The sequence below is a fragment of the Pseudomonas cyclaminis genome (assembly GCF_015163715.1).
GTDB classification, from domain to species: domain Bacteria; phylum Pseudomonadota; class Gammaproteobacteria; order Pseudomonadales; family Pseudomonadaceae; genus Aquipseudomonas; species Aquipseudomonas cyclaminis.
In genome coordinates this window covers 17,784-41,887 of record NZ_JADDUM010000036.1, presented here as the reverse complement: position 1 = coordinate 41,887, position 24,104 = coordinate 17,784, and the positions used below count along the sequence as shown (strand labels likewise).

21 protein-coding genes and 1 pseudogene are annotated in these 24,104 nt (G+C 52.4%); 9 read left to right on the top strand and 13 right to left on the bottom strand.

Going from position 1 to position 24,104, the window contains the following annotated elements:
• Positions 1-635: 635 nt before the first annotated feature.
• Both IQK56_RS05770 and IQK56_RS05765 read right to left on the bottom strand, forming a co-directional pair.
• Positions 636-2,024, bottom strand: coding sequence for a DEAD/DEAH box helicase (locus IQK56_RS05770; protein WP_193863587.1), 1,389 nt, complete (start codon positions 2,022-2,024; stop codon positions 636-638).
• Positions 2,021-2,581 carry a hypothetical protein gene (locus IQK56_RS05765; RefSeq protein WP_193863586.1) on the bottom strand — a complete coding sequence of 187 codons (561 nt, stop codon included), beginning with the start codon at positions 2,579-2,581 and terminating at the stop codon, positions 2,021-2,023. The genes IQK56_RS05770 and IQK56_RS05765 overlap by 4 nt, the downstream gene beginning before the upstream one ends.
• A gap of 105 nt (positions 2,582-2,686) precedes the next feature.
• Between IQK56_RS05765 and IQK56_RS05760 the strand changes: the two genes are divergently transcribed.
• From IQK56_RS05760 to IQK56_RS05750, 3 genes are all read left to right on the top strand, one after another.
• Positions 2,687-2,905, top strand: a complete 219-nt coding sequence (locus IQK56_RS05760) for a helix-turn-helix domain-containing protein (RefSeq protein WP_017846214.1) — start codon at positions 2,687-2,689, stop codon at positions 2,903-2,905.
• A gap of 273 nt (positions 2,906-3,178) precedes the next feature.
• The gene (locus IQK56_RS05755) at positions 3,179-5,161 is read left to right on the top strand and encodes an AAA family ATPase (RefSeq protein WP_193863585.1); all 1,983 of its coding nucleotides are present in this window, start codon (positions 3,179-3,181) and stop codon (positions 5,159-5,161) included.
• Between the two features lie 2 nt (positions 5,162-5,163).
• Complete coding sequence (locus IQK56_RS05750; RefSeq protein ID WP_193863584.1) at positions 5,164-7,068, top strand: UvrD-helicase domain-containing protein; 1,905 nt, start codon at positions 5,164-5,166, stop codon at positions 7,066-7,068.
• Positions 7,069-7,235: 167 nt separating this feature from the next.
• On the opposite strand, the gene IQK56_RS05745 is transcribed toward IQK56_RS05750, so the two are convergent.
• The gene (locus IQK56_RS05745) at positions 7,236-7,376 is read right to left on the bottom strand and encodes a hypothetical protein (protein WP_193863583.1); all 141 of its coding nucleotides are present in this window, start codon (positions 7,374-7,376) and stop codon (positions 7,236-7,238) included.
• Here IQK56_RS05745 and IQK56_RS05740 point away from each other — a divergent pair.
• Together IQK56_RS05740 and IQK56_RS05735 are read left to right on the top strand one after the other, a co-directional pair.
• Positions 7,375-9,231 (top strand): DEAD/DEAH box helicase, encoded by a 1,857-nt coding sequence (locus IQK56_RS05740; protein ID WP_193863582.1) that lies wholly within the window; start codon positions 7,375-7,377, stop codon positions 9,229-9,231. The two genes, IQK56_RS05745 and IQK56_RS05740, sit on opposite strands and share 2 nt — an antisense overlap.
• Positions 9,228-9,656 carry a hypothetical protein gene (locus tag IQK56_RS05735; RefSeq protein WP_193863581.1) on the top strand — a complete coding sequence of 143 codons (429 nt, stop codon included), beginning with the start codon at positions 9,228-9,230 and terminating at the stop codon, positions 9,654-9,656. Before IQK56_RS05740 ends, IQK56_RS05735 begins: the two co-directional genes overlap by 4 nt.
• Positions 9,657-9,772: 116 nt before the next feature.
• On the opposite strand, the gene IQK56_RS05730 is transcribed toward IQK56_RS05735, so the two are convergent.
• From IQK56_RS05730 to IQK56_RS05700, 7 genes and pseudogenes are all read right to left on the bottom strand, one after another.
• Positions 9,773-10,618, bottom strand: a complete 846-nt coding sequence (locus IQK56_RS05730; protein ID WP_193863580.1) for an inositol monophosphatase family protein — start codon at positions 10,616-10,618, stop codon at positions 9,773-9,775.
• A 226-nt stretch (positions 10,619-10,844) separates the two neighbouring features.
• A complete protein-coding gene (locus IQK56_RS05725; protein ID WP_246500160.1) occupies positions 10,845-12,218 on the bottom strand; it encodes a tyrosine-type recombinase/integrase in 1,374 nt (457 codons plus the stop codon).
• The gene (locus IQK56_RS05720; protein ID WP_193863579.1) at positions 12,211-12,717 is read right to left on the bottom strand and encodes a hypothetical protein; all 507 of its coding nucleotides are present in this window, start codon (positions 12,715-12,717) and stop codon (positions 12,211-12,213) included. Before IQK56_RS05720 ends, IQK56_RS05725 begins: the two co-directional genes overlap by 8 nt.
• Positions 12,714-14,807 (bottom strand): hypothetical protein, encoded by a 2,094-nt coding sequence (locus IQK56_RS05715; RefSeq protein WP_193901596.1) that lies wholly within the window; start codon positions 14,805-14,807, stop codon positions 12,714-12,716. Before IQK56_RS05715 ends, IQK56_RS05720 begins: the two co-directional genes overlap by 4 nt.
• Positions 14,808-17,090, bottom strand: coding sequence for a hypothetical protein (locus IQK56_RS05710; RefSeq protein WP_193901594.1), 2,283 nt, complete (start codon positions 17,088-17,090; stop codon positions 14,808-14,810).
• Between the two features lie 65 nt (positions 17,091-17,155).
• Positions 17,156-18,064 (bottom strand): annotated as a pseudogene (locus tag IQK56_RS05705) (YifB family Mg chelatase-like AAA ATPase); the annotation flags it as partial.
• A 141-nt stretch (positions 18,065-18,205) separates the two neighbouring features.
• Positions 18,206-18,466: an accessory factor UbiK family protein gene (locus IQK56_RS05700; protein ID WP_099585989.1), complete on the bottom strand. Its 261-nt coding sequence runs from the start codon at positions 18,464-18,466 to the stop codon at positions 18,206-18,208.
• A gap of 422 nt (positions 18,467-18,888) precedes the next feature.
• On the opposite strand from IQK56_RS05700, the gene glnK reads away from it, so the two are divergent.
• The 4 genes from glnK to sutA all read left to right on the top strand — a co-directional run bounded on the left by glnK (position 18,889) and on the right by sutA (position 21,665).
• Positions 18,889-19,227, top strand: coding sequence for a P-II family nitrogen regulator (gene glnK, locus IQK56_RS05695; protein WP_002555808.1), 339 nt, complete (start codon positions 18,889-18,891; stop codon positions 19,225-19,227).
• Positions 19,228-19,261: 34 nt separating this feature from the next.
• Positions 19,262-20,599, top strand: a complete 1,338-nt coding sequence (locus IQK56_RS05690) for an ammonium transporter (RefSeq protein ID WP_112192747.1) — start codon at positions 19,262-19,264, stop codon at positions 20,597-20,599.
• Positions 20,600-20,810: 211 nt separating this feature from the next.
• On the top strand, positions 20,811-21,236 hold the full coding sequence (locus IQK56_RS05685; RefSeq protein ID WP_099585988.1) for a secondary thiamine-phosphate synthase enzyme YjbQ: 426 nt from the start codon (positions 20,811-20,813) through the stop codon (positions 21,234-21,236).
• Between the two features lie 102 nt (positions 21,237-21,338).
• Complete coding sequence (sutA, locus tag IQK56_RS05680) at positions 21,339-21,665, top strand: transcriptional regulator SutA (RefSeq protein WP_032884367.1); 327 nt, start codon at positions 21,339-21,341, stop codon at positions 21,663-21,665.
• A 119-nt stretch (positions 21,666-21,784) separates the two neighbouring features.
• Here the strand turns inward: sutA and IQK56_RS05675 are convergent, their stop codons facing one another.
• The 3 genes from IQK56_RS05675 to IQK56_RS05665 are packed head-to-tail and all read right to left on the bottom strand — an operon-like array spanning position 21,785 to position 24,095.
• Positions 21,785-22,480 carry an HAD family hydrolase gene (locus IQK56_RS05675; protein WP_122305523.1) on the bottom strand — a complete coding sequence of 232 codons (696 nt, stop codon included), beginning with the start codon at positions 22,478-22,480 and terminating at the stop codon, positions 21,785-21,787.
• Positions 22,477-23,376, bottom strand: a complete 900-nt coding sequence (gene xerC / locus IQK56_RS05670; protein WP_193862426.1) for a tyrosine recombinase XerC — start codon at positions 23,374-23,376, stop codon at positions 22,477-22,479. Before xerC ends, IQK56_RS05675 begins: the two co-directional genes overlap by 4 nt.
• A gap of 2 nt (positions 23,377-23,378) precedes the next feature.
• Complete coding sequence (locus tag IQK56_RS05665; RefSeq protein ID WP_099585985.1) at positions 23,379-24,095, bottom strand: DUF484 family protein; 717 nt, start codon at positions 24,093-24,095, stop codon at positions 23,379-23,381.
• Between the last annotated feature and the right edge of the window lie 9 nt (positions 24,096-24,104).

Genomic DNA, 24,104 nt, shown 5'->3' with positions numbered 1-24,104 from the left:
TATCTCCTGGTTCTCACTAACTTCTGAATAGAGAATAACCAATGAAGCCTTTCAGAAAGCTGCCGCGAATATTACTTATGTGTAAGCTTCCCCCTTTCCCCCTTTCCCCCTTTCCCCCTGTACTTGTGAGCGCAACTCTTAGGAATTTAATTTTTTGGCGGAGCACTTTGTATGGTCGTACCAGCATCAGAACTCGCTCGAATTCCATATTGAGTATCTACGAGCCTCTTATTCAAAAATACATATCCCCATAGCGAACGACTTCACTTGGTCGCTTTTTATCTGTCATGACTGACCGCTTCACGGTCAGTTGCCGTCCTTCGCGACAGACAAAAAACGGCCAACAGCTGCCGGTCAGGAAGGCAATCGGCAACCCATCAGTCAGTCATTCGAAGGCCGGGTATACTTCCTCATCGTAGGTATCTTCACGAACCGACAAACACGTACGATGGCACCACCATCCCTCGCTATAGAATATTTACAGAGCCCCAGAGCGTGCCGCTGAACTGCCCTCTGATTGAATTGCCCCTGACTCTGTAGACACAAATGACTGGCAGCTATGGGTTCCGGTCCAGGCTGCTCTGGCTGATCTGAAGGATCTGAAGGATCTAGCAATCATCGTGCGGTGCCGGAATTCAATAATAAGCAAGAATCTCTGTTCGAAAGCTTGACGAGATATCCAGTTCGTAGAGGCCTTTTCTCTCTACATCCCCTACGAACGATAGTTCACCCTCTACTTGAGGAACTGCACGGTGTATCGAAATTTCAGTTGAGCCATCGAAAGGTGCTTCGAGCTCACTATTTTTTCCCCATGCAAAACGCGAGCTGGCGCCTTGAACATAATCCAGAACGGCCAGATCCTCTGGAAGATCCTCGGCAATCCGCTGGGAGAATTGTTGCAAAAGGGGCTCTGCAAGCGCATATAGCCATGCATGCTCATCAATATCTCCCATGCGCCTCAACACCCGCCCCAGCACCTGCCGGTAATGTAGTTCTGTGCGAATCCTACTGAGGTAGCAGCAGACCTGCAGTCTTGGAATATCGGTGCCCTCGCTAATCATCCCCACTGCCACGATCCAGCGATCATTGCTATTGCGAAACTTATCAATAAGGCCTTGAGCCCCGGGAGTCTGGTTTGTGACGACCAAACAATTTTCACCGCGGGCCATCAAAATAGAGGCAATCTGATTGGCGTGCCGGACGTTAGTCGCTACCACCAAGCCCGCGGCATTTGGGGTGACCTTCCGGATCTCATTTAGCCGTTCACAGCCCAATTCGATGGTCTGTTGCACGATCTCATCGTTAGAGAGTAAGTCCTCAAAATTAACGGGAGACTCAGTGAGGAGCTGGGCAATGCTGGGATAAACAACGTCCGTTGAGCTGTTACCCACTTGCTCTGTCAGTCTTATTGCATTGTTATCGATCAGCACGATACGGGGAGGACGGCATACCTTGTCTGATATCGCCTCCTCAATGCCGTAGCGAAAGTCGCAGATCAGGCGGCCCTCCGGATTTGAGTACCTTGCCAATGCGATAGCTCTCTCATCCGACCGCCAAGGTGTGCCTGACAGCGCAAGGGTATAGGCAGCTCTGTCTTGAACCCTCTGCAGAATGATCTGCCCCCAAGAATTGCTAAAAAGTGGGTCATGGCCTGCACAGTGGTGGATCTCATCGAACACTGCGAAGACTCGATATTTATCAAGCAGCCTCCAGAATTCTTCACCCTGATGATGCATGCCTTGATAAGTGGTGGCGACACCAACAGAGCCTAATAGGCCATCAAACTGGCGGTTTAACACACCTGAAAATGTATTCCTCAATCCCTCTACTACTTGGCAGGACGGAGCAAAACAGAGCACAAGATCAATCTCACCGGTGAGCAATAGTTGACGGGCGATTTCCGCCGCCATTCTACTCTTTCCTGCACCAGGGGTTGCTTGGCAAAAAAAATGCGGAGAATGCTTATAACGAGATAGAGCTGCATCAACGCATGCAGCCTGCCAAGCGCGCAGAGAGACATTCATGCGGCTAGCGACTTTAAGGTCTTCTCGACAGCCTTGAGGTGACCAAGAAGCCGAGAGCTTCGATCGCGGGCCTCAATGTAATTATCTTCAACCCAGACTTTCAGCTGTGGCATTTCATTCAAGAGCTGTTTATACCGCTCAGCCTCGCCCATGGATGTGAGCAAGTCCAACCGAATTTCTTTGGCCAACGTCTCAAGCCGTTGGGAAGGCGCCTCAAACGGTTTAAGAATACCCGCAGTAGGGCTTTGACCTTGCTGAGGGGAACAACTCATGAAATTGCAGTCGACGAGTTCAACAGAGAGAAGCTCTGGCTTGTCTAGCACGTGAAAGACCTGTCCTCGTTTTCGACGCACTTCATCTTGCCGAATCCATCCGACATGCTTCAAGCGGCGGACCTGCTCATATACATATTTCCAGAGCTCACCGAGACCGATATCTGATGGGGCTATTTTCTGAGCGTAGGCATCTCGAAGGTCGAGAGTGGTGAATCGTTGGAGTTTCCCTTCCTGGAGTAACTCGCAGATGTGCCTGTTTAACTTAAATGTAGCCGGTTTCATGCAGGCACCTAGGAATGCAAATAGCTATACAAATGCGGATTATAATCCGTCGCCACCTAGTCCGCAAACGACGGATAGTTTCGCCTTGAGTAAGTCGAGGCGGTTATGCAGCAGCTGGCAAAGGATCTCGGGCAGAACATCCGTGAGCGAAGGATATCGGTAGGCCTATCTCAAGATGCTTTAGCGCACGTATGTATGATGGATCGCAGCTATGTCGGTAGGATCGAGAGAGGCGAAGTCAACCTTACGATCGAGAAGCTCTACCGCATCGCATACCAACTGGATTGCCAACCTCACACCCTGCTGCCATACATCAGTCGTTAGAGCCCTGACTCTAGATCGACCCTTCTCTGAAGAAGCACTGAACCGATTTTCGCAAGGCTCGCCGATGGATCGAGGGGGATGCTCGCACTGGTGTTTGGGGGGCTGAAATCAGCTTGCTGCTATCCCGTAGCTGATAGCCCTGGCCTGAGTACCTAATTGGCCAGAGTGGCCCAAAAATTCGAGGTTAGAGGGCTGTGCGCGAAGGGATACTGCGCTAACCTCGCCGGATAGTAACGAGCATGTGTGCCCGTTACCGCATTGAGGAAGGAACCTGTGCGCATCGAGTCGATCACGGTATCTGGCTTTCGCTGTTTCGGCCCGAATGAGATTGCCATCCCAATCTCAGATGAGGTCACCACAATCGTTGGTCCTAACGCTGCGGGTAAAACTGCGCTTCTTCAGGCTATGTCGAAGATGTTCGGGGTCACGCGGGCGCAGCGCACCGTATCATTTTCGGATTTCCACCTCGCCCCCGGAGAGGATCCTGAGAGCCGCGATTCCAAAGAACTCTACATCGAGGCGCTTATTGCCTTCCCTGAGTTGCTGGACGGGTCTGCAACCCCAGAAACCATCGCCCCTTCATTTCGGCACATGCTGATTACGAGAGCGGCCCAAGCGCCCGTTTGCCGAATGCGGCTTGAAGCACAATGGGACGACGACGGCACGCTTGAGGGAGAGGTTTCACAGAATCTCTTTTGGATCGATAGCCTGGATAAGGAGCCCGCAGAGGACAAATACCAGCCAGTGGCTGTAACCGATCGGGGCCTTATACAACTTTATTACACTCCAGCTAGCCGGGATGCCGCCGGCCAAATCCGTGCAACTGCCGGTACCCTGGCCGCCCGACTCCTGAGGGCTATTGAATGGTCCTCCGACACTGAAGACAAAGTGCAGGAGGCGACTGAGAGCCTGACAGCCGCGTTTGAAGGCGAGTCTGCGATCACCGCAATCACCGAGGCCCTGCAAACGCGCTGGGCAGATCTGCATGACGACGCTTCCAATACCAAGCCTAGGCTCAGTCTGGTGAGCCGACGGTTTGAGGAGGTGATAAACAAGATCGCAGTCATATTTGAGCAGGGTCCTGACGGGCGAGAAAGAGGTATCGATGCCCTTAGCGACGGACAACAGTCGCTATTTTATTTTGCATTGGCCGCCGCCGTTTTTGACCTAGAGCGCGAGGTCGTTGAAGGTTCTGTAGGCGGATTTCGAGAGGATGCACTCCATATTCCCGCGCTCACACTGTTTGCCCTTGAGGAACCTGAAAACCATCTTTCACCTTACTTCCTTGCTCGAATCATCCGTCAGGTTCGATCGTTGACTGAGGCCCGCGGAGCGCAGGCCATAATTACGAGCCATTCGCCGGCAGTTCTTAGCCGAGTCGAGCCAAGCGAGGTCCGCTACTGCCGCTGCCATGCAAAGACGCGCGTTTCTACTGTGAAGCGAATTGAGCTCCCAACTGACGATGTTGAAGCCAGCAAGTTCGTACGTGGCGCCATCTTGGCCTATCCCGAGCTCTACTTCGCGCGGTTCGTCCTGCTTGTCGAGGGCGACTCCGAAAGGATCGTTCTCCCTCAACTCGCCGAGGCGCTTGATCTTCTCATCGACCCAGCTTTCGTCGCGATCGTCCCTCTCGGTGGACGACACGTCCAATATTTTTGGCGCTTACTTAAGGCCCTGGGTATTCCTCACGCGACTCTCCTCGACTTGGACCTCGGTCGTGATGGTGGGGGGTGGGGGCGAGTGAAAACAGCGATTGAGAAGCTTATTGAGTTCGGCGAACCCAAGGCCAAATTGCTAGGAAGCACAAGCGGCGTTGTATCCGACGCGTCATTTGCCAAGATGCATGAATGGAACAACTTGCCTGACCACTCCATTCTGCTGGGTTGGATCAACAGCTTGAAGCAGTACGGGGTCTACTTTTCGGCGCCGCTAGACCTTGATCTGGGCATGCTGAATGCCTTCCCCGCTGACTATGCCGCCGTGATCCCTAAAGGGGGTGGTCCACGTATGGCCGCTGACAAGGCTGCGGAGGTTGTGCTGGGGACGTCAGGTCCGGGACTTTCGGTATACACGGGACCCTATGAGAATTACCCAACATTGTTTCCGAACTATCGGTACCACTTTCTTACCCACAGCAAGCCCGCTACGCATCTGGCGGCATTGGCCCGGGTTAGTAAGGCGAGCCTGATCGCAGGAATGCCAGCAGTTCTGGCCGAAGTCGTTCGACATATTTCCAGCTCCTTGAGGCGAGACTGATCATGGCCGTTTCGTCACGCCGTATAGGTCCCGAGGACTGGAAGCCCGTAGGGGTTAAAGCTCTTGAGGCGAATGCGCTGAAGGTGGTCCGTTCCAGAAAAAATCGGTCCGTTATTGCAGGGCCAGGCGCTGGCAAGACAGAACTGCTTGCGCAGCGCGCCGCCTTTCTCCTTCAGACGGATGCGGCCTCATCCCCTCGGCGCGTTCTGGCTATTAGTTTCAAGCGTGATGCTGCGTCCAATCTGGCAGCACGCGTACGTCAGCGCTGCCACCACACCCATGCGAGCCGCTTCGACTCCATGACGTTTGATGCGTTTGCAAAAGGATTGGTCGACCGCTTCGGTCAAGCATTGCCTGACCGCTGGCGGCCAAGACCCGATTACGAGATCGCGACTCACAATGAACGAGATTTTCGTGAGTTCCTCCATGACCTTCCAACGCCGCCTGCGATAATCGGAACGAGAAATGACGTGCGTGAGATTGGGCCAAAAACATTTGAGCGCCGGCACCTGCTCGGCTTACCGCTACCTGTAGACGGATGGCCAGCCCCAACTGTCGCAGAATGGGCGGCAGATGCGTTCTGGCAACAGTCACTCCACAACGGCGGCAAAAGTGTGCTGTCTTTCGCAATGATTGGCCGTCTCGCTGAATTGCTGTTGCGAGTCAATCCGATGGCGCGGGATGCCCTGCGCCTCACTTATTCGCATTTGTTCATGGACGAATTCCAGGACACCACCAAGGTTCAGTACGATCTGGTAAGCACGATTTTTCGAGGCACAGAAACCATCGTGACTGCTGTCGGAGATAACAAGCAGCAGATCATGCGTTGGGCAATGGCGATGGATGATCCTTTCTCTGCCTTCGACGCCGATTTCGAAGGTGTCCGGACTTCGCTCTTCAACAATTACCGATCTTCGCCGGAGTTGGTACGTATCCAGCACGTGTTGGCCCAGGCGTTAGACGCACGAGCTGTACAGCCGGTATCTCAGACTGATGGCACAATTGACGGAGAAAGTTGCTCAATTCTCGATTTCGCAAGTCCGAAAATTGAAGCGCGTCAGTTGGCACGATCAGTAGCGTCATACATTGCCGATCTGAAACTGGCTCCTCGAGATTTCGTCATCCTGGTTCGACAAAAGGCAGGAGAGTATGCCGAACTTTTAGAACCTGCTTTCGCGAGCGAAAATCTGGCGCTGCGTAACGAATCTGGAATGGTCGGCAAAGTAATGCTGCAAGAGCTGATGTCAGAGGAAATCTCAAAGTTGCTGGTCACCGTTCTCCGCCTCGCAATGACTACGCGAGCTGGTGGTTATTGGTCGACCTGCCAGAATTGGCTCGCATCAATGAGGGGGATCGATGCCGATGACGCAATCAGGCAGAGTAGGCTCGCTCGTGAGTTGGATACCTATACAACCGAACTGGCTGCACGTTACTCCCATCCCCCAAAAAGCAAGGCGGCCTCACGCGCACTTGTTGACGACATCCTAAATTTCGTGGGTCCAGAGCATGTGATCCGCTCCAACCCTGCCTATGACCAGGGAACCTGGCTAGAAAAAGTGCTAGACGCGACGGCGGAACATCTTCTGTCCGCCTCGTTCCACAGTACGGACTGGTCCCACGCCCTCGACATGTACGAAGGCGTCCACGCAATTCCATTGATGACGATCCACAAGAGCAAGGGCCTTGAGTATCACACCGTCATTTTTGTCGGACTGGATGACGGCGCGTGGTGGAGTTTTTCCCAGGATGAAATTGAGGCGACAGCAGGATTTTTTGTGGCTTTCACCCGGGCCAAGCAGCGGGTCATATTTACTTACTGTGCCTCGCGTGGCACACGAACAAAAATTGCGACTCTGTACGAGCTGCTTACTAAAGCCGGAGTCCAAATTACGTCCGGATCGAATTGATGTATCTAAGCGAGACTTCAAGATAAGAGTATCGTGGCTATGAACTGTCTTCGGCAGTGCCGGCATGAGCAGGCTCGAAAATTCCACGCACCTTGAGCAATATCATTCGGCTATTATAATTAAAAGCGTGTTTAGCCCCCTAGACCACCTTTGTTGATCCAGCTGATTCAGAAATAAGGATATTTCGATGCCCGCCACAGCTTCGTTGCTGCCGACAGTTCTCTTTCTATCGCAATCTGCGCAAGTGCATGCTGCTCGTTCGAGCGGTTTTGGCGTGGATTCTCGAAAAACGCCAGAGAGTTTTTCATGAATTACTTTACCGACACTGCCGTTAACATTTTAGGCAACAGTAAGCTGCGGACGCCTCAGATCGAAGCCTACATCAAGGCCCAAGAGCATTTTGCAAGCAATCCTGAACAGGATGCGCTGATCGTGCTGCCTACGGGCACGGGCAAATCAGGGCTGATTTCCATCGTGCCGTTTGGATTGGCGAAAGGGCGTGTCTTGATCATCACCCCTGGCCTTGTGACCAAGCAGAGCATCAGGAAGACCCAGGACCTCCTGGAGGACAATTTCTGGATTAACTTTGATGTGATCTTCAGCGGAAATGACCTGCCCGTCACTTGCGAATTCAACTCGCTGACGCTCCAGCGCAACCTGGAGCAAAGCCACATCGTTTACTCCAATATTCAGCAAATTCACAGCGACCGCTCTACGTGCCTGACCAGGCGAGTCCCACCCGACTTCTTCGACCTGATCATCGTCGATGAAGGGCATCACGCGCCGGCTGAAACTTGGCAAAAGACACTTGGCTACTTCGCCAAGGCTAAAAAGCTTTTTGTAACTGGAACCCCATTTCGTGGTGACAACCAGGAAGTGCCCGGAAAGCTGATTCACACAACGCCGCTGTCTGAGGTGATGAGAGACCGCTACGTCAAATGGCTCAGAAAAGAAACGGTCAATGCTCATGAACTCTATTTCACGTTGGCTGACCAGCCTGGCGTTAGGCTGTCAAAGGAGGAAGTTCTCGGGTTCAAAGATCCTGAGTGGGTCCAGCGCAGCGTTGCATTGTCCAAGGAATGCTCACTGGACGTGATTGACCAGAGCATTTACAACCTTACCGAGCTGAAGAAAGCGTCACCTGAAGTGCCTCACAAAATCCTTGCTGTGGGCTGCAGTATTGCCCATGCCGAGGATTTACGTACCTGGTACGAGGCCAAAAATCTGAGAGCGGCGATTGTTCATAGCTACATGGAGCAGCCGGACATCGATGCAGCTTTCAGAACGATCGATAACAATCAGTGCGACGTGGTCATCTCCGTGAACATGCTGATGGAAGGATATGACCATAGATACCTTACGGTTCTTGCGCTTTTTCGACCCTATCGAAGCCTGAATGCTTTCGCTCAAATCGTCGGCCGGGTGCTACGCGCAATCCCTACAGAGGAGATCACAGCGTTCGAGATTGATAATAACGCTGTTGTGATCTACCACGAGGAAACCGGCCTGGATGCGATGTGGAGCTCGTTTCAGAAGGAGGTTGATCGAGCAAAACATCAACGCACCAAGGAATACATAATCACTGACCAGGAATACGCTCGAAAAGAGGAGTCCCTGGCGGGGGTAGGTTCCTCCGAAGCTTTTGTTAGCGATCAGGACTCCTATTTGGAAGACCTGGACTTCAACAAGATTTTCTCTAACAAGCGAGCTGAAATCGATGCTTTTGCGGCCCAGAAAGTCAAAGAGTTGCCGGGTATAGAGGGTTACGACGCTGACGTGCTTGCACAGTTGACGAACGTCATCCGTAACGCTGAGATGAAGAAAGCCGCCCAGGTCATCGACCCTACCCTCATGGAAAAGCGACCAGAGATCGCGCGGAAGCAGCTTCGAGAGATCCTTACGAAAAAGGCCCAAGATGAAGTAGCCACGCTGCTCAGCGACCTAGGGATCGACGAGAAAAACTCTACGCTTTATCGGAAATTCGCAGCTCACGTTCCGATGGCAAAGCCGAATACGCCCAACGACGGTATACTGGTGAGCTTTATCAACACCAAGCTGGCTAAGAAGTACGGCAAGGTTGCTGAGCGTGATAATAGCTCGCTTTCCGAGTCGATCGCGCACGTGGAAGTAGTCATCGCTGAACTGAGGAAAATGCTGAGATGAGCCTCGAATCTATCAAATTACTCGTTGACGAACTGACGACTCTCCATATTAGCCGAGGCGTTCAGCCTAGCGACCTCATCGACAACGTATTCGAAAATGCCTACGTCGAATCAGCATCCCGTAAGACATCGAATGGTGCGGTATTTGAGATCACTTTTCTCGAGGCCGATGATGACGACCGTCCTGTGAAAGTGGCGATGCGATACACCTACGACAGTAGTCGCCACTTGGTGCTCATCGAGCAGAAGGTCGCAGCAAAGAGATACGCAATTCAGTGGGATCGTGCAGCTTCAATACGCCAACGGGTTGAAAGACTGGAAGCGATGCTGGCCACCAGCCTTCCACAAGAGAAAGTGGCGGCCATACTTTCCACTATCCCAGATGATTTTGTGGCCATGTTCCCTCGTCTGAAGCTCGTCGCCTAGTCTGCGTATAACTGGGCATGCCGAGCTCGAAGAGTGTCCGTCCTGTGTGGCAACGAGAGTTGAGTCCGTGGAATTCAATTATTCGCGTAGAGCCTTCTCTTGACCGATTCTGATGGTCAATCGTCTGGCTTCTGATCAATAGAGTTTGATCGCCCGAGCACTCGATTCCATTCACGACATTTCAATTCGCGACATGCTGAAGGTGATCCACCGAAGCAGCGTTGTGAAACTGTCGTCATCTGTGACTCTGTCGCATAGCGAATCTCGGACCCATTTTCATCCAATAAGACGCCTCCGGCACCTCTCAACAGCGCATGACCACCCACAACATCATGCGCTGAAACAGCGTAGAGAGAGATGCCGCATATTCCGTCACCCGCGGCCACTCTTGCCAGTCTGTACGCGATCGATGGCATTGCATGGAAATGCGCTGGAGCACACAGTTCACGATTGAGTTCTGGCTTATTTACCGCTGCTGCACTGACCATGATCGTGCTCTGGTTCGAAAGCTGTTTATTCTCGAGGCGTACAGATACTGCTCGACCGTTGCGAATCAAATGGGGGTTGCCCTCAGCCCAACCGATGCAATCGGGTCGCCCCTCAGAAGTCACTGGTGCGTATACCACCCCCATCACGGGAATGGCGTTATGCAGTAGCCCCACCGATATCGCTGATCCCTTCAAGCCATTCAAAAAGTCACTGGTGCCATCGTTAGGGTCTACAACCCAACACCAAGAATGCCCTGTCAGGACGTGCCCGGTCTCTTCGCCCCAAAAGTCGCAGCCGAACAGTCTGAGAAGTTCAGGACGCAAAAAACATTCGATTTCGACATCGATTACAGCCTTGTCACCAATGCCTCGACGTCCATCTGGACGACTCCACTCGGCGGAGAGGAGAGCGCCTGCGTGTTGAACGATCTCTGTTACTTGAGCAAGTAGTTCCGAAAGATTTGGACTAGACATAATGCACCTCAAGGCTGGTAAACCGCTCAAGGAATGTCTCCAAGGCCGCTGTGGTGCATGATAGGCATGCCGGCTGCAATTCGCACCGGTCGTAGCAAATCGTCCAGCAACTGCTTCAGAAGCTCCAGGCTTGTCAGAAGCTACCCGCCCTCAAGCTTCGCACTGTCTCGTACACGCATACAAGCGGTTGATAGTGCAAGTGCTTGGTAATTCCAAATAACGCTTGTTAGGCCGATTGCTGAAGCTCATTTAGATATTCGGATATCGTGTTCAGCAACTCATTAACTGATGATGAGGAAAATCCCGCTTTTATTTCCGCTTGGGCCATTTTGACTGTTTGTAGTAACGATGAAAGGTGCTCGCTGCGGATTGCCGCCTCCACAACTTCTTTTCTGTTAGATATATCTGAGAAAGCAAGATGTATGTAGTTGTCTAAAGAATTAATGTTTGTGTGACCTGTCCACTGTTGCACCTCACGCTTGAAGGACTCAGTGTTGATTAGTAAGTTCCTGAATTCATCAGGATTGTTAAAGTCATGCTGAATAATCAATTTTATGAAATATTGAGTAATGAAGCGATGTCTGTACATGTGTGGAGATAAGCGCTCATTGATGCCCGCTAGTCCCGCCAACTCTGAGATCTCTTGTGTGATCGTATTTGGCATAAGGCCCTTTCCAGTACGTGCACTGATAAACAGCAAGCCAACGTCCTCAACTCCCAGAGATTTAATTTTTGGGAGTCGGTTAAATTCAATATAAGAAACGATGAATTTCAAATCCGGAATTGAGATGGGCAAGTATCGATGATGGATTGAGTTTCCGCGCTTTTTCGCCGTCATCAGTTTTAAGCCGATGGTTGGATCATGAAGTGCTGCATATACATCATGCGTCGTTATCGAAACCAGTTCAGAACGTCGGCAACCAGTATGGGCAAGTAGTTTAAGCATTACGAATCTACGCTTTCTGAGAAATAGGTCCTCAGTACCAGCGGCTGCGGCGATAATGGCATTAGAATGAGCTTCAGTAATCGGGAATCTTTTTTTGTCAGGAGATGGCTCAGGAAATGAACGGTGATGCCAATAGTATTTGGTGATGCGCTTTCTTCCCTTCCCAATATCTATTTCAGCTTTTCTTTTTTCAGCTTTGATCACTCCATCTTTACCTACAAACTCATCTCTACCGGTGATTTTTCCGATATAGGCCAGTAAATCGATACAATTTTTCCCTATCGTAAGTATTGAAGTTGTCGACCGAAGTGTGTGTGACGTAGACAATGATTTCTTGTCGCTAAGCAACGTCTGCATGAATAGTATAAAGAGGCTATCGGTCATTTGCGCAACATCTATAGCGTTATCCGAACAAAAACGTAGTAAATGGCTTATGTTACCTGCATAGGTTTTTAATGTTCCGCCTTTGTTATTGCGCGACAACCCTTTTCTATAAAGAGAATGCATGTAGCAATTAGAATAGTGACACCATGTGCCGTTAGGATAACGAAGCATCGGGATGTACGAAGCTGAGTTGAAAATATATGTTTGATCGGCAAGTAGCGCTAAAGGCAACTGAAAGTGCTCTGATGTCAAACGATAAAGTTTAGTCATTGGCAGTGGCCCTGGGGTGTTTCAATAGCGCGTAAATTTCCGATTGTTGTTTTTCGCAGAGTTGAATATTTACTATATTATTTGTCTTCCTGGCGTACCCTCTCGCCTGTTCCATGCTTGATTCTAATGCGATGGTGTAGCAAAGAATTTCTTCGTTGAGAAACTGTATTTCTCTCTTAAGGGCAATGACGTCATCTTTTAACGTTCTAGGTTTGTTTTGGGCGGAAATCAGAGCCTTTACTGGGGGAAATGCTTTTAGTGCCAAAATTCTTGCATGGTCCATAGCCTCAAAGCCTCCTGCAAGGAAGCAATCCGCACGGGTCTTCAACGTATTTAAAGAGCAAGGATAGATACTTTTATCCGGAGCTGAGTATCGAGATAATGAGCCTTGTGATTTTAAGAAAACTCCTATCGATGATTCCCGGTATTTGTGCGGATGAGAGGCAATATCGAGAAGCAAATTGTAAAGGTTGATTGTCGAGTGGAGTTTTTTGCTCATATTGATTTTATCAGCTTCGTTACAAGTCTATAGGTAGTTACGTCGTCTACTTTAATAAAATGCGGCTCGACAGTCAGCGAGTGGTTTTCGATGAGCGTTTCCAAGTAGGTTTCAACTTCTTGAGAATCCAGTATGGTAAATTCAGATGTTCCAAAATGTGAAAATAGAGCTGCCGCGAGTTCATTAGATACCTCTTTGTCGCCAGCCGCCAAGGAGTCTGCTAGGTAAGCAGCTTTTACACCGCGAAGTACTTCTCCAGGAGTCGCTTCAGTAATGTAATGATAGAGGTGTTCAAGATCCGCATGGCCCAAGAACCATCGTAATGTGTCAAGACCACCAAACGAATTGCCCCAAAAAAATATCATCGAAAAGCCGCGCCTAAGTTGGTGCTGGCGGAAATAAAATCTTGATCCTTCGCTGTTTCGCGGTGCCTCAATGTAGTCGCAGAAAAAATCAATACTTCTATTGTAGGCGGGCGAATGTAAGCTCTTTTTTAGTCCTTTTGCATATCTGTCAGGCGGCGCGAACAAATATGTATGTTCAGTAATAAGTTTATTTTTGAGCAGCAGACTTTGGAAGTTTTCCAATGTTTCAATAATATGAACCCCGATACTTGGAATGGGTCTCTTTAAAACTTGTTTATTGGATAAAAATCCGGACTTTGCGTTAAAAAAAACTAAATTGCGCTTTGATTCATCAAGGCACTCAAACGGCATCAGGCTTGTAAGTTCCGATTGGCGTCGCGCCATCAGTAATCCGATGATTAATTGCGCTGCGCCATAATATACTCGTAACAGTTCCCACAGCCCCTCGTTATTGCGAAGTCTCTTAAAATATTCCTGAACTTTGTTTTCTCTAAGTTCTTTAGAGAGTTTTTTGCCAGCCAGCATCTTGGAGCTGAGACTCCAGCACTGTACTCCTAATTCAGCTAAACGAGGTGCGATAGCTTTGCGAACCCACCAATCCGAATTCGGATCATTTACGCTCTCACCATACTTTGCTTGAGCAGCAATAACAGCAGAAGCAGATTGGAAAATGTCATCCCCGTACTCGTAAATAAAATCGATAGCCTTCTGCAGAGCGGGTAATAGGATGCTCGGCCTCAATGTCTTAAACCGCATGGTTTGCGCTAAATTTAGGTGCGCTTTCAAAGAACTCAAACTGAGCGTAGTAAAAGCATGACTGGGAATTTCAATTCCTAATTCTGGAAGTTTGTTTATCGCCATAAAAGTTGCATAATATTTGGTAAACTGTCGATCTGACATCGAGTCTTCATTTGCCGCGCGAACGCTAACTACATTGTACTCAGTTGTCATCCCTGGATAAGGGGCCAGATTTAGCTCAGGTAAAGCACTTTTTATAGCGCCCCCCACAAGGGTATTTTTATAGATGTGTGATGCCAGTCGAGTGATGCTTACCGATAACCTGTACCCTGAGCTAAGAATGGGGCTGTAATAATCGTTCTCGTGTAGCCATATTTTGACTTTAAGAGTTTCGCTTGGCGTAAGGCCATACGCTGTTTCATTTTGAATCATTAAAAAATAGAGATCGGGATTTTTTTCAGCGAAACGTAAGACAATCTGATCGCTACACTCACTGGATCTTCTTAGGAAATCGACCACGGTTTGCCGCCAGTTATAGACCCCTTCGGCAATTTTCTCCGAACTCGACAACTGATAAAAAAACGATGCGACATCGTTTTCTGTTAGAAGATTCAATCCATGGCTGGCGAGCTTAAGGCGCGAACTGTTTAGCAAAAGGTAGTCAATGATGTTTATCGCTCTTCGCGTGTTAGCGTACGCGGTGATACTGCCTGGTTTTACCCCTTGATTTAAATTTTGGGTATTCTGAACGGTTATCCAGTTTTTGAACAATTGCAGTAATTTTTTGTTTTTGGGGTCGGAAAGTTTAGACCCGTCCTCGAGCTCTAAGTTGAAATTTATACAAAATCTATGCCCGCGCGCGAAATCAAAGCACCATATATTTGAATCAAAGTCCGAGGTCAACCATTCGCTTTCAAACCGAGTTTTCTGGGAGGGGAACATTTCCTCCAGAAAGGCCAACGCGTGAATGTTTTCTTTCGCGCTCATTTAAATGGTTATCCCTAGTTTATTTTTAGCGTTAGAGAGTGCAAACTGAATGTCTGGTCGATCACTGAGGCATGAGTCAACGTGAGTGATTATTTTAGAGCTGAGATCTCTCCAAAGACTTGATTGTAAATGACTGCTGGATTTGTACCTTGAATCATTAAGCTTTAATAGTTCTTCAAAAATTTGTTCATTCAGTGATACCAATATAGAGCTGTCGGGCCGCGCCTCGCTAAAGCGAGTGTTTGATTCCTCAGGGGGTAGTTTTATCGAGTGGTTTAATAAAAACTCCTCAACCTGTTCTAAGCTGTCAAAACCTGAAGCCTTCAGTTTGTAAGGGCTCCCATCCATCGCTTCGATAATTATTCCTGCTTGAAAAATTCTAATCCATCGATCCTGAAAGAAATCCCAAATGGGTGCTGGGAGATAGCGTGCTAACAACGATGGATCAAATGATTTATGGCCAAGAGCTTCGGACATTTTTTTTGCGCTTTTTGATTCTAAATAGATCATTACTCCAGCGGTCGCGCGAACTGTGGAGAGATTAGCGCGTTGTGCGAGGTACGTAGCGTCAGCATGATTTAGGTTTGTGTATTTCTTTAAGCCGGATACGAGTCTTTCTATGGGGATGGGCGAAGTGGTAACCGAAGCTAACTTTGGTCGCTGAAATTTGCCGAAGCTTCTAACTGCAGATAATAATAAATATCTGTAATTATCGTCTCCAATAGATTGTAGGTATCGTCTTCCGTAGTCGGTGACATCGATTATTTGTTGAACAAGATATGCACCGTACTCGCAAAGGCTAATCACCTGCTCAGCTTCACGGTGCCCTCTACGGAGTTTATACCCAACTAACTGATACCCGTTGTCGGTTCGGATGAAACCAATTTTTTTTCCATGCTCATCATATATCTCCAAGTTTTCCAAGAAGCCAACGGTAATTTTTGGATACAAACTTACGAGTAGTAGGCAATGTGGGTACAATGAGCCTGTTGTTGCTAATCCTAGCTCATATGCTGTTTCTGCAAATGGCGAAGCAAAAATTTGGACAGCTCGCTCCATTATATATGAATAGGAGTGATCTTCGATATTTCGTGCTGCATTAGCAAAGCATGCTGGATTATTGCGATCTCTCATCCATTGAATTTGGCCGCCCTCTTTTTCTCCAAGTCCACCGATCCGGCGGAGTTTTCCATTAGGTGATTCTCGTAACCGACGATTTAGTCTGGCCTCTAGATCTGCCACCTCAGCTTTAGCCCAGGTTGTTAAGTCATTCATTGATGATGTTAGATTATCAAAAATATTGTAGATGGCCGCTTGGTCTGTCACCTCTAGTGGAATATCGTGCAATAATTTTGAATGAACCAGCGTTCCGTCATTTCCTGTGCTGATTCTGGAGGCCGCATTGTTATACAGTCTCTTTGGTAAAACGGGTAATCCAGCATATCCCCCACTTAGTACTGATGCCGGAATGAGTTGGTTGCGTACGAAAGCTGAGAATTGCACGTTCCAGGCCGATGCGATGGTGCTTAATTTCTGGCCTTGTCCGCTATCATATGCTGTTGTAACGTAATACTTTACAAAACGATCCCAGAATTCATTCATGAATACGTCTGAAGTTAAGTGTGTAGGTGTGATATCTGATGGTTGAGCCTCTATAAAATCTCCTAGATACGATAGCAATGGCATTGCTCGATAACGCCTTCCTGAAAGGAAGATATGAGTTTCAGAATAGAGTTTCCTTGTAAATTCTGCACCAAGCTTTCGGTAAAATGCCCATAAGGGAAGAAAATGCGTCCCTCCAGAAACGTTCTGCAACGGCCACCCTCGCCAATATTCTATTTTTTTCGGGCATTGCTCTAAGCCATTCAACACATTTAGGTATTTGTCTATTGCTTCGATGGTCAGAGGAAATGAGTAATCTTTTTTGGTGGGGTATATTGCTGATAGGAAAGGAATTACTGATATAAAAAACTTCGCTCGTTGGGATCGAAGTGACGGAGCCGTTTCAACATGTTGTTCTGAATATAAAAAACCCAGAAAGCCTTCCGCCATTTTTCGGAATTTCGATTGCGATCGCGGAGTTACCAACTGACGGGTTATCTGGAGGTAGCACTCAAAGCTCTTCAGCGTAATCTGCACCACCGATGAACATAGCCGACCACGGCTCGACATTGCGTCGCTAAATATTGCCCTTTGGTGTTCATCCAGCTGCTCAAACGGGTAATGATCATAGTGGACTCCATTTGAGAAGATTGGTAACGATTCTACGGACGGAAATGCCATGGTAAACCCTTGATCTGACGGTCTAAATTCGATTTTTGACAGCCAAACCTAAAAAGTCAAAATATCAACTCATCCAAAAACAGCACGCCATGGTGCGCCAGGGTGATTTCCCCTGGCTGCGGTTTCGACCCACCGCCCACCAATGCCGGCCCTGACGCCGAGTGGTGCGGCTGGCGGAACGGCCGGTGCGGCCAGTGGCTCAGTGGGGCGAGACTGACCACTGACTGAATGGCCGCCACTTCGAGGGCCTCCTGTTCGCTCAGCGGTGGCAGCAAACCGGGCAGGCGGCTGGCGAGCAAGGTCTTGCCGGTACCCGGTGGCCCACTGAACAGCAGGTTATGTGCGCCCGCTGCGGCAATCAGCAATGCCCGCTTGGCCGCCAGTTGGCCCTGCACTTCGCTCAAGTCCGGGTATGGCTTGTTCAGGTACTGCAAACCATCGGATTTGTAGGGCTCAATCGGCACATGCCCATTGAGGTGCGCCACCACCTGCAGCAAGTGATCCACGGCAATCACTTTCAAACCCGACGCCAGGCACGCTTCCTCCGCGTTCGCCCGCGGCACTATCACCGTGCGCCCGGCCTTGCGCGCCGCTAAAGCAGCCGGCAACACACCTTTCACTGCGCGCACTTCACCGGACAACGCCAACTCACCCAGGCATTCCACGTCATCGAGCATCAACGCCGGCACTTGCACACTGGCGGCGAGGATCCCCAACGCAATCGCCAAATCAAAACGCCCGCCGTCCTTGGGCAGGTCGGCGGGCGCGAGGTTGAGGGTGATACGGCGCGAGGGGTATTGCAGGGCGCAGTTGAGTATGGCGCTGCGCACGCGGTCCTTGCTTTCCTTGACGGCGGTTTCGGGTAAACCCACCAGGGTCAAGGACGGCAAACCATTGGCCATGTGCACCTCGACGGTGACGGCAGGGGCTTCTACGCCGACCTGGGCGCGGCTGTGGACGATAGCGAGGGACATGCTCGTTCCTTGAAGTGGGAGGCCGCTTCCTGCGGTTTTTCAAGGGTAGACGAGGTGGAGAAGGGCGAGGCGGGGAGGTTTTACAGAACGTATCCAGAGCAAAGGTGGGAGAGGACTGGCCCCTTCCCACACTGATCGCATTTATTCAGCCGCAGGTGTCAACCGCGCTTCCAGCTCCGCGACTTTAGCCTCCAGACTCTCCAGCCGCGCACGGGTGCGGGCGAGCACTACCATCTGGCTATCAAATTCTTCCCGGCTGACCAGATCAAGCTTGCTGAAACCACTTTGCAGCAAAGCCTTGAACTGACTTTCGATTTCATTGCGGGGCAGCGGGGTTTCGCCGCTGAACAGGCGAGAGGCGTGGCCGCTCAGGGCGTCGAGGAGGTCTTTGGGCGCGAGCATGGGAAATATTCCGGAAAACTGTTGGCGGGCAGTGTATCACGCAGCGTCTATAGTCTTTTTCACGGCCTGCGGCGCACGCTTTTCGCGCATCGGGCCGGGCGGCGACGCACTGTTTTCGTGCGCATTGCAGCCGCCAAGTAGCCCCGTGGGTGGGGTTAAGTGGGCAAAGGACTGATTTCAGTGATTTTTACGGAGCTGGCAAGGTTTCTGCTTAGACGATCATGACCCATGCACTGATGCAGTCGCTGTGACGAATGCAGTGCGCCGACGGATCAGGGGTACAGGTTTCGTCACCAGTGGTTCGCTGGCGTCCCAATGGCAACTGCCCTTGCGACGATGCGTTACAAAGCCAGGCACTGCGCTTAGACTTGAGACGGGTTTGTTTTCCTGGGGCAAGTCCACCAATTCGGGAGAGAGTTTTCATGAAGCTAGTCACTGCCATCATCAAGCCGTTCAAGTTGGACGATGTACGCGAGTCGTTGTCCGAGATCGGCGTGCAGGGCATTACCGTTACTGAGGTCAAGGGCTTCGGTCGGCAGAAGGGTCACACCGAGCTGTATCGCGGCGCGGAATACGTAGTCGATTTCCTGCCGAAGGTGAAGATTGATGTCGCCATTGACGACAAGGATCTTGACCGGGTTATCGAGGCGATAACCAAGGCCGCCAACACCGGCAAGATCGGTGACGGCAAGATCTTCGTGGTCAATCTGGAACAGGCTATTCGCATCCGTACCGGCGAAACCGATACCGACGCAATCTAAGCCGCCAAACCCCAACGCCCCAGGAGAAAACAATATGACTCTGCGTAAATTCGCAGGGCTCGGAGCCCTGTTGTCCATCGTAATGCCAAGCCTGGCCATGGCGGCAGACGAAGTGGCTGCTCCAGTCCTCAACTCCGGCGACACCGCCTGGATGCTGACCGCCACCGCACTGGTGCTGTTCATGACCATCCCCGGCCTGGCGCTGTTCTACGGCGGCATGGTCCGCTCCAAAAATATTCTGTCGGTGATGATGCAGTGCTTCGCCATCACTGGCCTGATCAGCATCCTGTGGGTCGTCTACGGCTACAGCATTGCGTTCGATACCACCGGTATGGAACAGGGTGTCGTCAATTTCAATTCCTTCTTCGGCGGCATGGGCAAGGCGTTCCTGGCGGGCGTGACCCCGGCCAGCATCACCGGGCCTGCGGCGTTGTTCCCGGAAGCGGTGTTCATCACCTTCCAGATGACCTTCGCCATCATCACCCCGGCGCTGATCGTGGGTGCCTTTGCTGAGCGCATGAAGTTCTCCGCGATGCTGATCTTCATGGGCATCTGGTTCACCCTGGTCTATGCGCCCATCGCGCACATGGTCTGGAGCGGCAACGGCGGCCTGATGTGGGACTGGGGCGTGCTGGACTTCGCTGGCGGCACCGTGGTGCACATCAACGCCGGTGTGGCTGGCCTGGTGGCGTGCATCGTGCTCGGCAAGCGTAAAGGCTTCCCGACCACCCCAATGGCACCGCACAACCTGGGTTACACCCTGGTGGGCGCGGCAATGCTGTGGATCGGCTGGTTCGGCTTCAACGCCGGTTCCGCTGCCGCCGCCAACGGCACTGCCGGCATGGCGATGCTGGTCACTCAGATCGCTACCGCTGCTGCGGCGCTGGGCTGGATGTTCGCCGAGTGGATCACTCACGGTAAGCCAAGCGCACTGGGCATCGCCTCGGGCGTGGTGGCTGGCCTGGTGGCCGTTACACCGGCCGCCGGCACCGTTGGTCCAATGGGCGCCTTGGTGATCGGCCTGGTGGCGGGTGTGGTCTGCTTCTTCTGCGCGACCAGCCTCAAGCGCAAGCTCGGCTACGACGACTCCCTGGACGCATTCGGCGTGCACGGGATCGGCGGTATCGTCGGTGCGATCCTCACGGGTGTGTTCGCAGCCCCTGCATTGGGCGGTTTCGGCACCGTGACTGACATCGCAGCCCAAGTCTGGATCCAGTGCAAAGGTGTCGGCTTCACCGTGATCTACACGGCCATCGTCACCTACGTCATCCTCAAGGTACTCGACATGGTCATGGGCCTGCGTGTTACCGAAGAGGAAGAGGCTGTCGGCCTCGACCTGGCGCAACACAACGAACGCGGCTACAACTTGTAAGTACGCGTTAAAAAGATGCCCGGCTTGCCGGGCATTTTTTTGCCTGGCGTTTGTCAGTCGTAAGAGGCTGTGCGGTTTTTTACGCTGACTTTGTGATCGGGCGCACGCGGCACTTTTCACCGTGCGAATGTCTTACAGGCATGTAGGCGTATTCGACACTTTGTTTTTTCCCTGAGCGCGCTAGAATGCGCGCCGATGGGCGGAGAACTGTATGTGGCAACAGACCCTGATTACCCTGCGGGCCAAGCCCCGGGGCTTTCACCTGGTGACCGATGAGTTGCTTGCCGGCTTGCCTGAATTGAAGGCGTGCCGTGTGGGCCTGTTGCACCTTTGGTTGCAGCACACCTCGGCCTCGTTGACCGTCAACGAGAATGCCGACCCGGCGGTTCGCCGTGACTTCGAACGTTTCTTCAACGCGCTGGTGCCGCAAGGCCGTGCCGGGTTCGAACACAACGACGAAGGTCCGGATGACCTGCCGGCGCACTTCAAGGCCAGTCTCCTGGGCTGCCAGCTGAGTTTGCCGGTCAAGGCCGGCCGCTTGGCGATGGGGACCTGGCAAGGTGTTTATCTGGGCGAGCACCGTGATCATGGCGGTGCTCGTAAAGTCCTCGCCACCTTGCACGGTGATGGGGCATAAGCCACTGGTTATCCAGTGGATGTTGATTTTTCCCCGGCGACCTCGACAGAGGGCGAAGCTGGGCTATAACTAATCTGCTTTTCGCAAGTCATGAGGTAGAACATGAGCGACGATGATCTGGAAAACGACGAACTCGAAGTAGGTGACGAAGACGACACCGAAGAAGGTCTTGAAGCTGCAGCGGAAGACGTTGCGGACGACGACGGTGGCGATGATGCACCTGCCCCGGCGGCCAAAGGCAAAGCCAAGGCAGCTGTTTCGGTAGATGAATTGCCGAGCGTTGAGGCCAAGAACAAAGAGCGCGATGCCCTGGCCCGTGCGATGGAAGAATTCCTCGCTAAAGGCGGCAGAGTGCAGGAAGTCGAGGCTAACGTGGTGGCGGACCCACCCAAGAAGCCGGATAACAAGTACGGCAGCCGACCTATCTGAGGTCAGTCACCTGCTTGCTGAAAGAGCCCGCCGTCGCTGCGGGCTTTTTCATGCCCGTGAGCTTTGTGATTATCCAAATGTGGGAGGGGGCTTGCCCCTCCACATTTGGATCTCCAGTGTTACTGCCAACTGCGTAGCAGTGCTGGTAATTCGGTCAGGCTGCGAATCTGCGCATCCGGGTGCTTATCGCCTTCCCAGACCTTACCCGTCGGGTTGAACCACACCGCCCGCAACCCAGCCTGCTGCGCGCCGGCGATGTCATCGCCCGGATGGTCGCCAACATGCACCGCCGCACTGGCGTCCACGCCGCCTCGCTGCAACGCCTCTTGAAACAATCGCGCATCCGGTTTGGCAATCCCGATATCTTCAGCGCGCAGGGCGAAATGGAAATAATCCGCCAGGCCAACACGCTGCACATCGGCATTGCCGTTGGTGATCACGCCGAGCAGGAAGTGCTGGCGCAGGGCCTTGAGCATCGGCTCGGCTTCCGGAAACACGCTGATCTGGTGGCGGGCGTGAATGAACGCTTCGAAGCACACATCGGCCATCTCCGTGGCTTGCGGCTGTGGATATCCGGCCTCCTCGAAGGCGTGCATCAGCACCCGGTGGCGCAACACGCTGATGCGGTGCTTGAGCTCCGGATGACGTTGCAGGACCTGTTGGCGCAGGCTGGCGAAATGCTCCAGCGGCAGGTCGCCGACCTTGGAGGCATGCACGGCCAGCCATTCGCGCATCGACGCTTCGGCGCTGATGATGACGGGTACGTTGTCCCAGAGCGTGTCGTCCAGGTCGAAGGTGATCAGCTTGATACTCATGAGTCGCCGCCCTTGATGCGTTTGGCCCTTGGATGGGCGCTGTCGTACACCGTTGCCAGGTGTTGGAAGTCCAGATGGGTGTAGATCTGAGTGGTCTTGATATCGGAGTGGCCGAGCAGCTCCTGCACGGCGCGCAGGTCCTGGGATGACTCCAGCAGATGGCTGGCAAAGGAGTGCCGCAGCATATGCGGGTGCAGGTTCTGCCCCAGTTCGCGCTCGCCGGCGGCTTTGACCCGTACCTGAATCGCCCGTGGCCCCAGGCGCCGGCCTTGCTGGCTGATAAACACGGCGTCGTCCGCCGGGTTGGTCAGCGCCCGCAGCGGCAGCCAAAGTTGCAGGGCTTCGCGGGCCTTTCTGCCTATCGGCAGCACGCGGGTTTTGCTGCCCTTGCCGAGTACTTGCACCAGTCCGTCCGCCAGGTCCAATTGGTCCAGGTTCAGGCCGGTCAGTTCCGACAGGCGCAGGCCCGAGGAATAGAACAGCTCCAGGATTGCCTGGTCGCGGTGGGCGAGGAAGTCGTCTTCCACGGCGCCGTCGAGCAATTGCAGGGCGCGGTCGGTGTCCAGGGTCTTGGGCAGGCGCCGTTCGCCCTTAGGCGCCGACAGGCCGTTGGCAGGGTCGTGATCGCACAGGCCTTCGCGGTTGAGGTAGTGATAGAGCCCGCGCACAGCCGACAGCAGGCGCGCCAGGCTGCGCGAGGACTGGCCGGCGTGGTGCAGGCGTGCGATCAGGCTGCGCAGGTTCTGGATATCCAGGGCCTTCCAACTGGTGACCTGCTGTTTTTCGCAGTAGGCCAGGACCTTGTTCAAGTCCCGTCGGTAGGCTTCCAGCGTATGGGGCGACATCTGGCGCTCGTTGCGCAGGTGAGCGCAGTAAGCGTCCAGTTGCCGTTCCATGGCTAGCGCACCGCGCGCAGGGCAGTGGTAAAACGCGGCAGAACGCGACCCAGCACTTCGGCGATATAGGTCAGGAACAGCGTGCCCACCGAGCTTTTGTAGTGCGCAGGATCACGGCTCGCGATGGCCAGCACGCCATGCAAACCTTGGTGGCTGAGGGCGACCACTGCAGTGGAACCGATCTCCTTGCGTTGTTCGGCGCCAAACAGGAAGTCCAGTTCGTGCTCGCGCAGGGTGCCGCTGATGCTCTTGCCCTCGGACAACAGGCCGCCAATCGCGGTCTGCGCGTCGCTGCCGCTGACCCAGCGGCCCACCGGCATCGGGTTGTCGCTGAACAGGATCAGGCTGACAAATGGCACTTGGAAGTCCTGGCGCAGGCTGTCTTCTACCGCGATCACGGTTTCTTCCAGGCTGGTGGCGTCCATCAGGGCAAGAATCAGGCGACGGGTCTTGTCGAACAGGCGGTCGTTGTCGCGGGCGACGTCCATCAGGTGCGAGAGCTTGTGACGCATCTCGATATTGCGCTCGCGCAGGATCTTCATCTGTCGTTCCACCAGCGACACGGTGTCGCCGCGCTGGTGGGGGATGCGCAACGCCGGCAGCAGTTCTTCGTGCTCGACGAAGAAATCCGGATTCGCCTCAAGGTACGCCGCGACAGCAGCGGCCTCCAGACTTTCGCTCGGGGTTGCGGGTGCGGGTACTTGAGGCTTATCGGTCATTAGCTGGGC

Excerpts from the sequence above, each read along its gene's own strand:
- IQK56_RS05770 (WP_193863587.1), bottom strand. The coding sequence starts at position 2,024 with ATGAATGTCTCTCTGCGCGCTTGGCAGGCTGCATGCGTTGATGCAGCT.
- IQK56_RS05765 (WP_193863586.1), bottom strand. The coding sequence starts at position 2,581 with ATGAAACCGGCTACATTTAAGTTAAACAGGCACATCTGCGAGTTACTC.
- IQK56_RS05760 (WP_017846214.1), top strand. The coding sequence starts at position 2,687 with ATGCAGCAGCTGGCAAAGGATCTCGGGCAGAACATCCGTGAGCGAAGG.
- IQK56_RS05750 (WP_193863584.1), top strand. The coding sequence starts at position 5,164 with ATGGCCGTTTCGTCACGCCGTATAGGTCCCGAGGACTGGAAGCCCGTA.
- IQK56_RS05740 (WP_193863582.1), top strand. The coding sequence starts at position 7,375 with ATGAATTACTTTACCGACACTGCCGTTAACATTTTAGGCAACAGTAAG.
- IQK56_RS05745 (WP_193863583.1), bottom strand. The coding sequence starts at position 7,376 with ATGAAAAACTCTCTGGCGTTTTTCGAGAATCCACGCCAAAACCGCTCG.
- IQK56_RS05735 (WP_193863581.1), top strand. The coding sequence starts at position 9,228 with ATGAGCCTCGAATCTATCAAATTACTCGTTGACGAACTGACGACTCTC.
- IQK56_RS05730 (WP_193863580.1), bottom strand. The coding sequence starts at position 10,618 with ATGTCTAGTCCAAATCTTTCGGAACTACTTGCTCAAGTAACAGAGATC.
- IQK56_RS05725 (WP_246500160.1), bottom strand. The coding sequence starts at position 12,218 with ATGACTAAACTTTATCGTTTGACATCAGAGCACTTTCAGTTGCCTTTA.
- IQK56_RS05720 (WP_193863579.1), bottom strand. The coding sequence starts at position 12,717 with ATGAGCAAAAAACTCCACTCGACAATCAACCTTTACAATTTGCTTCTC.
- IQK56_RS05715 (WP_193901596.1), bottom strand. The coding sequence starts at position 14,807 with ATGAGCGCGAAAGAAAACATTCACGCGTTGGCCTTTCTGGAGGAAATG.
- IQK56_RS05710 (WP_193901594.1), bottom strand. The coding sequence starts at position 17,090 with ATGGCATTTCCGTCCGTAGAATCGTTACCAATCTTCTCAAATGGAGTC.
- IQK56_RS05700 (WP_099585989.1), bottom strand. The coding sequence starts at position 18,466 with ATGCTCGCGCCCAAAGACCTCCTCGACGCCCTGAGCGGCCACGCCTCT.
- glnK (WP_002555808.1), top strand. The coding sequence starts at position 18,889 with ATGAAGCTAGTCACTGCCATCATCAAGCCGTTCAAGTTGGACGATGTA.
- IQK56_RS05690 (WP_112192747.1), top strand. The coding sequence starts at position 19,262 with ATGACTCTGCGTAAATTCGCAGGGCTCGGAGCCCTGTTGTCCATCGTA.
- IQK56_RS05685 (WP_099585988.1), top strand. The coding sequence starts at position 20,811 with ATGTGGCAACAGACCCTGATTACCCTGCGGGCCAAGCCCCGGGGCTTT.
- sutA (WP_032884367.1), top strand. The coding sequence starts at position 21,339 with ATGAGCGACGATGATCTGGAAAACGACGAACTCGAAGTAGGTGACGAA.
- IQK56_RS05675 (WP_122305523.1), bottom strand. The coding sequence starts at position 22,480 with ATGAGTATCAAGCTGATCACCTTCGACCTGGACGACACGCTCTGGGAC.
- xerC (WP_193862426.1), bottom strand. The coding sequence starts at position 23,376 with ATGGAACGGCAACTGGACGCTTACTGCGCTCACCTGCGCAACGAGCGC.
- IQK56_RS05665 (WP_099585985.1), bottom strand. The coding sequence starts at position 24,095 with ATGACCGATAAGCCTCAAGTACCCGCACCCGCAACCCCGAGCGAAAGT.